The following is a 14,163-nucleotide window of genomic DNA, read 5'->3' as shown; positions in this document are numbered from 1 at the left end:
CCTACCGCCCCCAACCGGCCGGATCCTGAGCGTAGTAAGCCGACAACTCCTCGTATAGCTCCGGGTGCTTGCGGCGCAGCGATTTTGGCTTCTCGAAAAACGCCTCGGTCACAACAGCGAAGAACTCGGCGGGGTCTGTGGCGGCATAGGGATCAATATCGGTGCTCCGCCCACGATCCAGACGCGAGCGAAGATCCTCGAACTCGGCGCCCAGAACGCGCGCCCAGGCGACATAGTGACTGCGCTGCTCCAGAATCGGCGCGCCGTCAGAAACACCGTCTTCCTGATCGAGTTGATGTGCGAACTCATGCAACACGACGTTATGCCCGTCGTTTGCGCACGAAGCCCCCGAGCGCACATCGTCCCACGAAAGCACCACCACGCCGCGCACCCAGGACTCACCAAGGCGGGCCGATGGCTCCTCGACCACGATGCCTCCCGCGAGGACCCGCTTCTGGCTGGCCACATAGGCATGAGGATAGATCAGGATCGTCATCAAATGGGGGTAGTAGTGCGGGTCCTCCTGATGCAGCAAAAGCAGGCAGGCCTGCGCCGCGACCGTCACCCGAATTTCGTCGGTCATCTCGAGGCCACCGCAGCCTTCGAATTTCTTCTCGGCCAGAAAGACCTTCATCCGATTAATCAGATCGTCCTGCTCCACCGAGGTAAGAGAAGCAAAAAGCCCAAAGTTCCTCTCAACAATCTCGCGCCATTGCGCGGGAAACGGCCGGGCCTGCACACGCGCTCGGCGGCGCTTGCGCCACCATTTCATCATCCGATCAACCGGGGAATCTCGATATTTTCGAGCTCCCGCATCGCCGGGGACAGCAGAAACTCCTGGCGCAACAAGCGCCGATGAAAGAAGCGAATCAAGGCCTCATCGTTTGCCGGATCCTCCCGTGCGACCAGAGCCTCAAGCTGCTCGTCGGAAACCGGTTCGGCAGAATTCAGAAGCACCAGGGCCTCCGCCTGATTCGCCTGCTCGATTGCAGCACCATATTGATCGGCGCGTTGCAGGTAGATCGCGCTGCGATCGATACAATCTTTCTCGAAAGCAGCGAACGTCGAGTCCTCCGGCTTGGGCTGCAGCGCCGCACGCATCGAGGAAAACGCCGGCGCGTACATGGAAGCCTCAGCCACCGGATCGGCGGGAGCCTCCAGATCAATCCCCATCAAGCCGGCGATCCATTCCAGCGAAGCCCGGCCATAGACTACGTACCAACCAAGGTATTGGGCGTACACCAGCCCCGGGGGCGGCTCGGCACAGAGGTGTGAAACCGCCAGGGGTGTGCAAATCCCGAAGCGGACAGCGTGGTATTGCACCACGCGCGGGTCTACCTCAATGCCCCGACAAGATTCGTAGTGGCGAATCCCGGCGAGCAAATCTCCCAGTGGCTCGCTCAAGGTGCGGCCGAAAAGGGCACCCAGATCGGCGGCGGGATCCCCGAGATACGCCAACTCCAGATCGAGCACGGCGGTCATATGCCCGTCTTCGAAGATGAACTGGCCGGCGTCGCCGCAGAGGAAGGTGGTCTCGTCACGGTCTTGCGGCATATGCCGCTTCAGCCAAGCAAGCACAAACTCAATCATCGGTTCGGGTCGGACCTTGTTCCCGCGATAAGCTTTCTCCCAGGAGGCAAGGTCGCCAAGCGCACGCGTAGCCTCATCCGGCGGCCGCGTCAGCCCGCGGGCTTCGAAATCGGCCAGATCGATTTCATGCATCTTCGCCAGCCATTCCATGTACTCCCGAAAGACTGTGGTCCGCTCTTCTTCACTTTCGGCAGTCGCCAGATTCGCGCGACCCGGAGAACGCTCGAGGACCAGACCGGGTGGGTCACTACACACGCCCCAGACTTTCGGGACAGGCACTCCATTTTCGGCAAGAACCTCCAGAACCGCACCTTCGTGGTCCAGCGTATAGACCCCCAGACCGGCTTCGCCTCGCGCGCCTCGAAAATAGATGGGGACAATCCCGCCCGAGGTCTCGACGTCGAAAAACCAGGCCGGCCGCCAGCGCGCCTGCCTCTCGGCACGAACCACGCGCCCACCCACATGTTCTTCGACGTAAGCGATCGCGCGCCTCCATTCCGGAGCCAGATCTTCTGCATTGAATTCGGGTTTTGATTCTTGTGCCATGGTCTTCGGATATCGAGTCCTTGGCGTAACGGCAAAGCATTTGCGCAATTCCGAAAAGCTTTTCATCGACACCTAAATTCGAGGCAGATAGTTTGGAGTCATGCATCGACCCCACCAATCGTCGCTTGCCCCCAGCCACCTGATTGCGGTGGGTCTGATTTCCATGGCGCTGACCGGCTGCGGAGGGGGATCGGGGGCGCAGAACAATACCTCCAAGCCTCCCAGCTCCGAGCCCAGCTGTGCCCAGGGACGCGGAAAAGATCGCGTGCTCGAGATTTTCGAGCAAGATTATCTCTGGAACGACGAGTCGCTGCAGCAGGAAAAATACGCAGAGCTCCAGACGAGAGAGTACCCGAACGATGAGGCCGTCGTCGCCGCCCTGCGCTGGCAACCCGGACAATACGATCGAGGGTTTTCCTATATTACTTCACCTGAGGCAGAGGATCGTCAAAACGCAGGGCAGGCATTGAGCTATGGGTTCTCGTTCCTTTTGACCGCAGATTCGCGACGCTTGATCGTTAAGGAAACGATCGAGGGAGGACCGATGCATCAAGCAGGAGTCCGTCGTGGTTGGGAACTGGTGGCGATCGATGATGTTCGCGTCAGCTCGTTTTCAGACCCGGGCTCGCTAACTGCCGCGCTGGGCTACCCCAATATTCGGGAGGGCACGACGCGTGCGCTGAGCTTCAGAGATCCGCAGGGAAATGCGCAGGGACCTTTCTCGGTCGCGGTTGCCAACTTCGCGGTCAATCCCCTACCGGACTCCGAAATCCTTTCCATCCGAGGCGAATCCATCGGCTACATGCGGCTGCGCTCTTTTGTCCCCCCGGCAGTCAATGCATTTGCCGCAGCCATCGAGCGCTTCAACCGATCCGCGGTACGCAAAATCGTCATCGATCTCCGCTACAATGGTGGTGGTTCGCTCGCCGTTGCCGAAGCGCTGGCCGGCATGGTCGCCGGCAGCCGCTTGCGCGGCAAGATTATGTACTACATTCGCTTTAACGAGCAGAATCAAGAAAGAAATGGAATCGGAGAGTTCCGCGCCCGCTACCGCGACGAGTCTCTGGTGGAGGGCTCCTTTACCGACATCGTATTTTTGACCACGCAGCAGACGGCTTCCGCAAGCGAGCTTCTGCTCCATAGCCTGAAGCCCTACCCCGAAGACATCCGCGTGGCTGTGGTCGGCACGCCTACCTACGGAAAACCGGTCGGACAGATTGCTCAGGACTACTGCGACGGAGAACGCCGGCTGCGCACCGTGGCGCTCTCTCTGGAAAATGCCGACAGAGACGGGGGCTATTTCTCCGGCATTCCCGTGAATTGTCGGGCCCGCGACGGCTGGGAAACACCTCTGGGCAATCCCGATGAGGCCAGCCTGGCTACAGCCCTGGCGTTGCTCACGACCCGATCGTGTCCGACCGAAACACTCGCTGCCCCCGCAAGCGCGGGCCCGCTGCCGCAAAACTACCTCGGCGAACATAAACGTCTGGACGGGATTCTCTGATCAAGGCCGGCCGCGGCCACCACCACCGGGAGTCCGCACAATCACCCGCGTGCCTGCAGGGAGTCGACGGGTGGATAGCGGCGGGAAGATCTGGGGCGTACCACCGGGGAGACGGTATTCATCCAGGCCAGGTGCTCCCGGCGCCCCGCCTGCCATGCCCGATGCCCCGGTGGCTCGACGCCCGGCCAACAACGTAACCTGACTATCGGCCTCCAGACGCAACGTGCGTTCGATGCCCTCGCCCCCCGAAAAAGCCCCTGCGCCGCCGCTGCCCGAACGCAACCGGTAGGACTCGACCATAAGTGGAAAGGCATGCTCGAGAGCCTCCACCGGCGTGTTGGCGGTATTGGTCATCCCGGTATGGATGCCATTCTGCCCGGCCTGTTCCGGCCGCCCGCCTTGCCCCCCGCCGATCGTTTCGTAGTAGACAAAGTTCCGAGGTGCGCCGGGTACCGAGCCGATCAGCAGATTATTCATGGTCCCCTGCGAGCCCGCACCGACACGGTCTGGAAACCCCGGACCCAATGCAGCCAGAAGGACATCGGCAATCCGTTGCGAGGCCTCGACATTCCCGACACCCACGGGCATCGGTGCCAGCGCATCGACGACAGCACCCGGTTCGGTTTCCAGATGCAGTAGGCGGGAGGCACCTCCATTGCGTGGCACATCCGACGAGGTAATCGTGCGCGCGGCAAACTCCAGACATGCGCGCGTCACCGCACGCACCGCGCTCGGGACTCCGGGCCGCGCGGCGCCGCTCCCGCGAAAATCTGCCACCAGACCGCGCGGCTCCCAGCGGATTTCCACTTGCACGCGCACCGGATCGCCGGTGGCGGCCTCAAGGAAATCCTCCGCCACCAGAGGATCGGAGATCCCCCCAAAGGCTGCGGCAAGCTCGCTTTGCATACAACGCTCGGCATGGTCGCAAACGTTCTGCATGGCCTCGGCCACCGCATCCAGACCATGGCGATTCACCAGCGCGACAATCCGGGCGGCGCCCATGCGGTTCGCACCCCATTGCGCGTCCAGGTCACCGGCACGCTCGTCGGGCGTGCGCGTATTCGCCAGAAGGATGCGACGGATATCGGGCTCCCAAAAACCGCCGCGCACCGCGCGCACCGGCGGCAAGGCCAAACCTTCGGCCACAGAATCGACCGCCTCGGCGCTCAGACTGCCGGGTACCGAGCCACCAACATCGGCATGGTGCGCGCGGTTGGCCACGTAGCCCAGCAGCCTGCCCTCCCCATCATGCACGGGTGCGACAAACGTGATGTCGTTCAGATGCGTTCCCCCGTGGAACGGGTCGTTGACCACGACCTGATCGCCCGGTTGCAGATCCTCGAAGGCAGCGATGGCGGCCGCCACCGATGCCGCCATCGATCCGAGATGGACCGGGATATGTTCGGCCTGCCCGACCAATTCGCCGGCGGGGGTAAAGAGCGCGCACGAGAAATCCTCGCGTTCCTTCACGTTCGGCGAGTAGGCAGCACGCTTGAGAGCCGCGCCGATCTCATCGCAGATCCCCGAGAAGCGACTCTGCCAGACGCCGATGTCAGCCGAAGAAAACTCGCTCATGAGGCACCCCGCCCACGCGACTCGAGGATCAGATTGCCGCGTTCATCCAAGCGGACGTGAAACCCTTCCGGAACCCATGTCGTGGCCTGGTCTTCGGTCAGCAGCAGCGGCCCCTCCCGCACCTCGCCGACGCGCAATCCGGCGCGGCCGCTCGGATGTACTTGTTCCAGAATTTCGGCAACGCGCAGGTCCGAAGCTACCTCGGCCACCGCGCGCAGCGTGACGACCTCCACCGGTGCCTCGGAGCGACGGTAGCCGTTTCGCTGTTCGTGCTGGGCATGGAAACGATCAATCAGCACGGATGCGTCGTCGCCGGCAGCAACCGGCACTCGCAGCTCGTGGCTCTGGCCCACGTAGCGACAATCGACATAGGCCGAGACAGTCGGTTTGCCCGCAGTCGTTGCCGACAGATCCGCTGCGACGGCCGCACATTCGGGCTCCACGTCGGCAAACGAGAAGTCGGCGGCGAGCCCGGGTGCGGTGCGGCTGCGATCGGCGCGGACAGGTGCCGCCAGCAGTCCTGCAGCAGAAAGCAGGCCCGAGAGGGGCGGCACGATCACGCAGGCGGCCCCGAGGTTCTCGCACAACTGGGCGGCATGCAGCCCGCCTGCGCCACCAAAGGCGATGATCGCTGCCTCCGAGGGGTCCACCCCCTGCTGGACGGTCACTTCGCGCAAGGCGCGTTCCATATTGGCCTCGACGATTCGGGTTACCGACCGCGCACCATCGTGGCCCAACGGCGCAAGCGCGCGCTGGGCCGCATCCGAATCCATTGCCATGCCGCCACCCACCAGAGACTCCAGACGCCCGAGCGCCAGATTGGCGTCAGTCACCGTGGGGTGCTCACCGCCGTGGCCGTAGGCCGCCGGGCCGGGTCGCGCCCCGGCAGACGCAGGCCCGACATGCAGGGCACCACCGGCATCCAGACGCGCAATGCTGCCGCCTCCGGCGCCGACGGTATGGATGGCGAGCGCAGGTGCCAGGCACGGCAGGCCACCGACTTCGGTCAACGATCGTAGCTCGGGCAGACCCTCGCGAATCAGAACCACATCGGTAGACGTCCCGCCCATATCAAAGCCGACGGCGGTCTCGAATCCCGCGCTGCGAGCCACGTCGGCGGCCGCCAATGCGCCAGCGGCCGGGCCCGAGAGCAAGGCATCGGCCGGACGGCCTGCCAGGTCACGAATCGCCGCCAGACCGCCCGACGATCGCATGATCAGAAGGTTTTCGGGCAAGCGTGTATCCCGGGTCAGTTCTTCCAGATAGTTTGTGGTGCCGGGACTCAGGTAGGCATGCATGACGGCCGTGGAGGTCCGCTCATATTCGCGAAACTCATTGGCCACCCGATGCGAGGGCACCACCAGATAGTCCTCGGCCAGTGCTACGGCGATGGCTTTCTCATGCACCGGTGAGGCATAGGCGTGCAACAGAGCGATCGCGACCGCCTCGGGCTTCTGTTCCCGCAACGACTCGGCAAGACCGCTCAGGTCCAGCGGCTCGATCTCGTCGCCGTTGGCGGCGATACGACCACCGACCTCCAGCCGCAGCGACTCGGGCACCAGAGGCTCTGCCCGGTCGACGCTGAGGTCATAGAGGTCCGGGCGGCGTTGCCTGCCGATTTCGATCACGTCGCGAAAACCACGGTTGGTGATCAAGGCGGTGCGCGCCCCGCGGCGCTCGAGCAAGGCGTTGGTCGGCACCGTGGTCCCGTGGCGGAGTTCGCCCAGACCGAAACTGCCGACATCGTTCAGTGCCTCCCATGCCGCCCGCGTTCCGGCAGCCGGATTCTCGGGTGTCGAGGGCACCTTGGCGCAGCGCACCTCGCCCTGATCGGTGATCCCCACCGCATCAGTGAAGGTTCCCCCCGAATCAATCCCTGCACGCATCGGCACGAGCGATAGTCTAGCGCATACCCGACACAGTTTCCTCACCGACCACCAAGTCCGGATATGTCGAGGGATGCTTCAGGAGCGAGGGCCCCGAACTTCCCCCTCGAACCGAGAACCCGAACACTTGGGAGTGCCGCTATTTTTGCAGATCCGGTGCGTAGGATCCGGCGGCGTAGGCCTCACAAAAGGCGTCCTGGTCGCCCTGATAGACCGGATCGAGTTCGATGAGCGCTGGCCGCACCGGGCCCCAGACGCTACCGGCAAAGGCCGTATCGCCTAGATCCTTGACCACCAGCACCAGATCCAGGCCAGGGTGGCCAACAATCAGTTGACCCCCATAACCGAGAGCCGACCAGCTGCCGACATCATACTCCTGCTCGCAACTCCACTCGGAGGTGTAGCCGCAATCGGTCGACTCGGAGATTCCGTGCGGGTATTCCTCAGCAGGCCAGATCGCAGCCGGCGAGCACGCATCCAGAGGATTGTTAAAATACGCGCCGCCAAGAATGCCGCCAAAGTTGTAGTTGGAATTCGAACTCAGCCACGTCAGGTAGCCGTAGGCGGTGTTGGAATCCTCGAGGCCCGGGTGCGTGATCTTGTCGATCCACTCCGGACTCAACAAACGCTCGCCCGCCCAAACTCCGTCGTTCACGATCAAAAGACCCAGCCGGCCCATATCGCGTACGGTCGAGTCCCAGGAATAGGCGAGAATTTTATCCGGGCTGCCATCCGACCAGACCGAGTTGTTCATCCCCAGAGGTTCGAACAAAAACCTCTGAGCAAATTCCTCGAGGTTATTTCCCAATCGTTCCGGATCTTGGGCGATCACGGTATTCATCACATCACTGAGCCGATTAATCTCGCGGTTACCATTTGCATCGTAATCGTGAGGTCGGCTGCCGGGACGCAGATCCTCATTATAAGCAACCATCGACAGAACATGGCCGATCTTTGCCTCCGGATTAAAGCTGAAATCGTCCAACCAATGATCCACTCGGTCGGAGTCCTTCAACGGCCCGGTCTTGCGGCCATTGCGTACGAAATCCCTCGATTGGTATTCCACCATGCCCATCACGACCGCGCTGAGGGTCTTGGTGGTGGAATAGACTTCGCTCGGTGCGTCCCCGCCATCGGGATAATATTCGTGGCAGAGTTTGCCGTAGCGGATCACCGCCCAGGGGCTATCCAGAAGGGCATCGGCTTGCGCGAGAAGGTCCGGATCCAACTGACAATCCTCGGCGACAGCCGAGGGTGCGACCAACTCCCAGGCGCCCTGCCCCGGGCCCTTGGTTGCCGGCAGGTTTTCGGAACTGCTGCCGCTGCAAGCGGCCAAAAAAATCGATGCGGCGATCAATGAATAGATGGGGGTATTCATCCTCTCGTTCTTGCGCAAAATTCTGCCAACGACAAGCCGAATGCACGCGGTCTGTTCCCCAGATCAAGCGAGAAAAGTCATCAAAAAAGCCCAGGCTATGCCACCTCGCATGCAGACTGCTTTCTCCGTATAAGTGGGAGGAAATCCCATGGAGAAAAGCTATCCCATTATTTCCGCCGACGACCACGTAAACCCCCCGCCTTTGATGTACGGCGAGCGCCTGCCGCCCAAGTGGCGCGCACGCGCCCCGCGCGTGGAGGAACATAAAGGCCGCGAAAGGCTCGTCTTTGAAGGAACGTCCCGACCCTTCATCGCATTGGATGCCGCGGCCGGTGTCGACGCAAAGGATATCCGCTTGCTGGCACGCACCAAACAGGAGGGGCGCAAAGGGGGTTGGGACCCCGATGCTCGGATCGAGGATATGGATTTCGATGGCGTCCATGCGCAAGTCCTCTTTGGCAGCGGCTCGGGCGGCGGCGTCGCGATTCAATGCGAGGATCGCGCCCTGCGGTTTGCGATGATGCGGACCTACAACGACTGGATCGCCGAGTTTTGCCTGCGCTACCCGAGCCGACTGATCGGTATTGGCGAAATTCCCGCCTGGGATATCGAGCTTGCCGTGGCTGAAACGGATCGCTGCGCGCAAATGGGTTTACGCGGCGTCCTGCTTCCGGCAGTCCCCGCCTACCGCGAATCCCCTGCAGAAGATCAGCCCTATACCTCGGATGTTTACGAACCATTATGGGAGGCTCTTGCCGAGCGTTCCATGCCGATTCATTTCCACCTCGGTACCCGCCCGATCACACGCGGTCTGGATCACGACGTGATGGTCAATATCAGCGTCAACAAGTCCGCGATGTCAGAACCGCTGGCAAGTTTCATCCTCTCGGGGGCCCTTCAACGCCATCCGAATCTGAAACTGGTCTCGGTGGAAAGCGGCATCGGTTGGATGGCTTTTTTAATTCCCTGGATGGATCTGGTCTGGGAAAAACATCGGCATCATACCAAGTCGGAGTTGATCGAAAAGCCGAGCTTCTATTTTCATCGCCAGGTCTTTGCGACCTTCATCGATGATGTTGTCGGGATCCGCAATCGCGACATCATCGGGGTCAACAACATCCTGTGGTCGAGCGACTACCCCCATGTGAATAGTTCGTGGCCGACCTCACGGGAATATATCGAGAAGCATTTCGCCGATGTGCCCCAGGCAGAGGCACGGCGGATGACCTGCGAGAATACAGCCGAGCTCTATGGAATCGCTCTCGACTGATACACCGCCCTCCGCCTTCCGGGAGCCACTCCGATCGCCGCTCATTGACATCAACAGCAAACGTCGCGAACGTCATCTCCATGCGAGACCAGATTGCGGCCGCGCGCCCTGAGGGATGGCGCGAACATCTCCACGAGATCATCTTCGAGGCTGATACTCGCGCAGGCCGCGTCTTTGATACCTCATTGATCCTCGCCATCATCGCAAGTATCGCCGTGGTGAGTCTCGACACTGTCGAGAGCATCGCGAACAGACACCACTCGCTGCTTACCGCCGCTGAATGGTTCTTCACGATCCTCTTCTCGATCGAATATTTGCTGCGCCTGATCTGCGTCCAGAATCGACTTCGCTACGCGACCAGCTTCTTTGGTATCATCGATCTCTTCGCGGTCCTGCCGACCTATGCGAGCCTTCTTCTGCCGGGAGCCGAGTCCTTGCTCCTGCTCCGAGCGCTCCGGCTCCTGCGCATCTTTCGTATTTTCAAGCTGGCTCGCTTCATGTCGGAAGAACGAGCCTTGCGAGAAAGTCTTTATGCAGCGCGCGCCCGAATGACCGTATTCCTGGTCACTGCATTGATTTCCATCGTCCTGATGGGTGCATTGATGTATCTCATCGAAGGCCCCGAGAACGGATTCACCTCGATTCCCGTCGGAATGTACTGGGCGGTCGTGACCCTGACGACAGTGGGCTACGGTGACGTGACACCCCAGACCCCCGCCGGTCAGTTGATGTCGGTCGCCATGATGATCCTCGGCTACAGCTTGATCATTGTTCCCACCGGAATTCTGTCCGCAGAATTGGCTCGCGCCAAAAACCATGTCCCCACCTCTCAATATTGTCGCGAATGTTCGCGCGAGGGACACGATAGCGACGCGACCAATTGTAAATATTGCGGCGCCACTCTCTAGACTGCTGATTTGGCGGCCGCGTGCAGGTTGGGGGAAGGCTCGTAAGGACGGAATTCCAACCGGGAGAGGCGGCTCGGGGCAACTTCGCGCCGAATCCGATCCAGTCTGGCTTCTCCATCGCGGCCCTCGCAGAGCCGGCCACCGTGATGTATCGATATGCTCGTGGCGAAGAATTCGATACAGGCCCCGCGCGGAACCCGCGACTTCTATCCGGAAGAAATGCGTCAGCGGACCTGGCTGTTCGAGAATTTTCGCCGCGTCGCGGGCAAATTCGGATTCGAGGAAGTCGACGCCCCGATCCTCGAGCACGCTGAGCTTTTCACGCGCAAGGCCGGCGAGGAAATTGTCGACCAGCTTTATCATTTCGAGTTGCACGACAGACACCTGGCTCTGCGCCCGGAGATGACCCCATCGGTCGCTCGGATGGTGATGGCGCGTGCGGGAGGCCTCAAGCTTCCGCTGCGGTGGTTCACCGTCACCCAGAATTGGCGCTACGAGCGAATGACACGCGGGCGGCTGCGCGAACACTATCAGTGGAACATGGATATCTGGGGCGAGGCTGGCGTGACCGCCGAGGCCGAACTGATTGCCGCGCTCCTGACCCTTGTCCGCGAGCTCGGTTTGCCCGCCGGGACTGTCAAAGTCCGGATCAATAGTCGTGCCCTCCTTGAAGAGTCTCTGCGACAGGGGGTTCTCGCCGAGCGGCCAGAGGCCTTTGCCCCGCTTTGCGTGATCATCGACAAGCTGGATAAAATCGGAGAAGAGGCCGTCCGCGACATGCTGTGTGCCGCCGAGGGCAGCATTGGCTTGCAACCTGCCGAGGCCGAAAGCGTCCTCCAAATGCTGCGTGCGCGGAATTTGGACGAAGCGGCCGAGGCAGGCGGTGAGGGGTCGGCCGCCTTGCGGGACTTGAAACGGCTTTTTGAACTTCTGGAAGCCTATGGTGTGGCTGACGATGTGATCTTTGATGCGTCGGTTGTCCGCGGGCTTGCCTATTACACCGGGATTGTTTTCGAAGCCTTCGACGCACAGGGTGAATTGCGCGCCATTTGCGGCGGCGGAAGGTACGACCGCCTGCTCGAAACGCTTGGCGGGAAATCCATTCCTGCGGTCGGATTCGGATTTGGAGATGTCGTCATCACGGAGCTTCTAAAAGACCAGAATCTTCTCCCCGAACCAACTCAGGAGCTGGACGATATCGTCTTTGCCTTCTCCGAAGCGGAACAGATCGCCGCAGCACAGCTGGCAACACAGCTCCGCGCCGAGGGTCGACAAGTCGAACTGATCCTTGGCAAGATGAAACCCAAGCGTGTCTTTGCCGATGCGGCTGCCAAAGGCGCCTCCCGCGTCTTTCTGATCGGCCCGGATGATCTCGCCGCAGGCAAAGCTGCCGTGAAGGAACTCTCCACAGGCGAGCAAACAGATTGGCCCCTTTACCCAAAATGAAATCAGCTCTGCACGGGAGTCGACTCGACCGAGCATGGCCAAGTTCGACCCGACTCTTTGTACGAGGAATCGCCGGCTCGTTGCTTGCTCTGGCACTACTCGCAAATGTCACAGTCGCTGCCGAAGCACTGCCGGAAGGATCAGTTTCCCTCGTACCCAGCTTGGCGCCCTTGGTGCTCTCGGGAAAACCTGCGGGTTCGGTCGAGCTGCCACAGGGGGCGCTTGTTCGCACGATCGACACCTCCGACCGCTGGCTGCTGGTCGCACTGGAGACAAGGGAAGGCCCCGACCTCTTTGTCTTCCAGTCCAACCCCAAACCCAATCTCCGACTGATTTGGAAACAGAAGATCCGCGGCGGTGTATCGACGGCTATATTTGCCAACGGCTCTCTCTGGGTCGCCACGCGAGAAGCAGAATCTCGCCTGCTTCAGATCTCGATCGGCTCGGGGGTTATCGAGAACGAGCTTACTCTTCCTGATCCAATTCGGCTTCTGGAGGGCGGCTTTAGACTCGGCGCCTATGGGCCGAAGAGCTTCTTTCGCATGAGCCAGGAAGACGATGGCCACCTCTCCGCAGTCGCACTCGGTGCCCGATTTTTCATCGAGGACTCCCTCATCGTCGGCCTGCTGGCCACCCAACCTGCCTCCGCCGCCGTCTGGGATTCAAGGCGACCAAGAAAAATAGAGGTTTTCGAGGATTTCCTGCAAAGCGATCAAGGATTCCAATTTTCGGATTCCGGAGCTGATGGCGCATTTGGCGTCGCCTGCCTCGGCGACTCCAATACGTTCAGTAATCACCTGCGGAACTGGTGCGATCAACTCGTTGCGCGCATTCCCGACCCACGATTACGCGTGTTCAATTACGCGGTGATGGGCGGCCAGATCCTGGGAAGCCATCCCAAAGATGGAACTCTCCAGCTTGCCCTCGCGCTTCGCGAGCCTGGTGTGGATCTCATCATTGCATCCTTTGGCATCAACGACCTGCGCCATGGAACAAAGACCCCTCAAGAAATACTCGAGAAGTATCTGTGGATGGCCGAGCGCGCCAAACTGGCGGGCAAGGGGTTTCGCGTAACCACCCTCGCCCCTTATACGGGATCTCGACCGGGCACCCGGGAACTCGCTGAAGAGCTGAACCAATTGCTGCGAGAAACTTTCGATAAGGACTCTGTGATCGAGTTTGCCTCAAATTTTCCCGAGAACGCTCTGGCTGCAGATGGCGTACACCTTTCAAAAGAAGGCCATGATCTGCGTGCGATAGCCGCGCTATCCCATCTTTACGGAACCACAACTTGTCGCGACGGAACGGCGTGCGCACCCCCACGCATTTGCTTCCACAAAGGTAATAGCGAACGCATCAAAGCGGCGAGTGGTCAGAGCTACTCTGTCCTGCGCGGATTCCTTCCCGAAGCCGCCTGCCTTTTGCCCGCTGAATTGAAGAACCGTGCCCAGATCGCGGCAGATTCTGCGGCCGACGCATGGAATATCCCTCTGCAAGAGGGGATGCATGAAAAGGACTTCCCCGCCCAGAAGGAATGCATGGCATCCGAAGAATGTCGTCAGATCGGCAACTGTCACGCTTTCCCCGTACTTGACGGAGAATTGTCCTTTAATTGTCGCCCCTCACGCCACATTCACTGCATCGAATCAGAAGCGTGCAAAAACGAAAAACGCTGTCTGAACTGGTTCGGACAGTGCGTGGCGGAATCCGATGATTTTGGATCGGCCGAATAGAAACCTGAGAAACCGATGCTGAAAGCAAGACAGGGGTGGGCTTCGAGGATCGTAATTCGCCCCCCCGCCGCGGTTGGCAGTGTCCGTTGAGCTATTTCTGGTAAGGACGTAATATGCACCCCTCGACAGCCATGCTCCTTGAGCGACTTGGACTTCAGGAGATATCGAAGGATGTCTACCAGGCCAGCGGCCAACTCGACTCAGGCGACCATCTATTTGGAGGCATCGTTCTCGCGCAGGGGCTTTCTGCGGCCGCACAGACCGTCTCGGGCAAAAGCCCGCACTCGATCCACGCGCAATTTCTGCACCGCGGCAATCCCAAACAAC

Annotated in this window: 11 protein-coding genes; 6 read left to right on the top strand and 5 right to left on the bottom strand. The window is 60.7% G+C overall.

Going from position 1 to position 14,163, the window contains the following annotated elements:
- Window position 1: 1 nt before the first annotated feature.
- Both P8K07_18020 and P8K07_18015 read right to left on the bottom strand, forming a co-directional pair.
- Window positions 2–775: a zinc-dependent peptidase gene (locus P8K07_18020; GenBank protein MDG1960422.1), complete on the bottom strand. Its 774-nt coding sequence runs from the start codon at window positions 773–775 to the stop codon at window positions 2–4.
- A complete protein-coding gene (locus P8K07_18015; protein MDG1960421.1) occupies window positions 772–2,136 on the bottom strand; it encodes a phosphotransferase family protein in 1,365 nt (454 codons plus the stop codon). Before P8K07_18015 ends, P8K07_18020 begins: the two co-directional genes overlap by 4 nt.
- A gap of 100 nt (window positions 2,137–2,236) precedes the next feature.
- On the opposite strand from P8K07_18015, the gene P8K07_18010 reads away from it, so the two are divergent.
- On the top strand, window positions 2,237–3,640 hold the full coding sequence (locus tag P8K07_18010) for a S41 family peptidase (protein ID MDG1960420.1): 1,404 nt from the start codon (window positions 2,237–2,239) through the stop codon (window positions 3,638–3,640).
- Here P8K07_18010 and P8K07_18005 read toward each other — a convergent pair whose 3' ends face one another.
- The 3 genes from P8K07_18005 to P8K07_17995 form a co-directional block, all read right to left on the bottom strand.
- Entirely contained in the window at window positions 3,641–5,215 is a 1,575-nt protein-coding gene (locus P8K07_18005) for a hydantoinase B/oxoprolinase family protein (GenBank protein ID MDG1960419.1), read from the bottom strand. It abuts the gene before it with no gap.
- Window positions 5,212–7,101: a hydantoinase/oxoprolinase family protein gene (locus P8K07_18000; GenBank protein ID MDG1960418.1), complete on the bottom strand. Its 1,890-nt coding sequence runs from the start codon at window positions 7,099–7,101 to the stop codon at window positions 5,212–5,214. The genes P8K07_18005 and P8K07_18000 overlap by 4 nt, the downstream gene beginning before the upstream one ends.
- A 139-nt stretch (window positions 7,102–7,240) precedes the next feature.
- The gene (locus tag P8K07_17995; GenBank protein MDG1960417.1) at window positions 7,241–8,479 is read right to left on the bottom strand and encodes a hypothetical protein; all 1,239 of its coding nucleotides are present in this window, start codon (window positions 8,477–8,479) and stop codon (window positions 7,241–7,243) included.
- 148 nt (window positions 8,480–8,627) lie between these two features.
- On the opposite strand from P8K07_17995, the gene P8K07_17990 reads away from it, so the two are divergent.
- The 5 genes from P8K07_17990 to P8K07_17970 form a co-directional block, all read left to right on the top strand.
- A complete protein-coding gene (locus P8K07_17990) occupies window positions 8,628–9,749 on the top strand; it encodes an amidohydrolase family protein (GenBank protein MDG1960416.1) in 1,122 nt (373 codons plus the stop codon).
- 80 nt (window positions 9,750–9,829) lie between these two features.
- Window positions 9,830–10,657 carry an ion transporter gene (locus P8K07_17985; GenBank protein ID MDG1960415.1) on the top strand — a complete coding sequence of 276 codons (828 nt, stop codon included), beginning with the start codon at window positions 9,830–9,832 and terminating at the stop codon, window positions 10,655–10,657.
- Window positions 10,658–10,819: 162 nt separating this feature from the next.
- On the top strand, window positions 10,820–12,103 hold the full coding sequence (gene hisS / locus P8K07_17980) for a histidine--tRNA ligase (protein MDG1960414.1): 1,284 nt from the start codon (window positions 10,820–10,822) through the stop codon (window positions 12,101–12,103).
- Window positions 12,100–13,836, top strand: coding sequence for an SGNH/GDSL hydrolase family protein (locus P8K07_17975; GenBank protein MDG1960413.1), 1,737 nt, complete (start codon window positions 12,100–12,102; stop codon window positions 13,834–13,836). The genes hisS and P8K07_17975 overlap by 4 nt, the downstream gene beginning before the upstream one ends.
- A 113-nt stretch (window positions 13,837–13,949) precedes the next feature.
- A partial coding sequence (locus tag P8K07_17970; GenBank protein ID MDG1960412.1) for a thioesterase family protein occupies window positions 13,950–14,163 on the top strand: 214 nt, incomplete at its 3' end.

The sequence above is a fragment of the Candidatus Binatia bacterium genome (assembly GCA_029248525.1).
Lineage (GTDB): Bacteria > Desulfobacterota > Binatia > UBA12015 > UBA12015 > UBA12015.
This window is presented reverse-complemented; position numbering and strand designations above follow the sequence as displayed.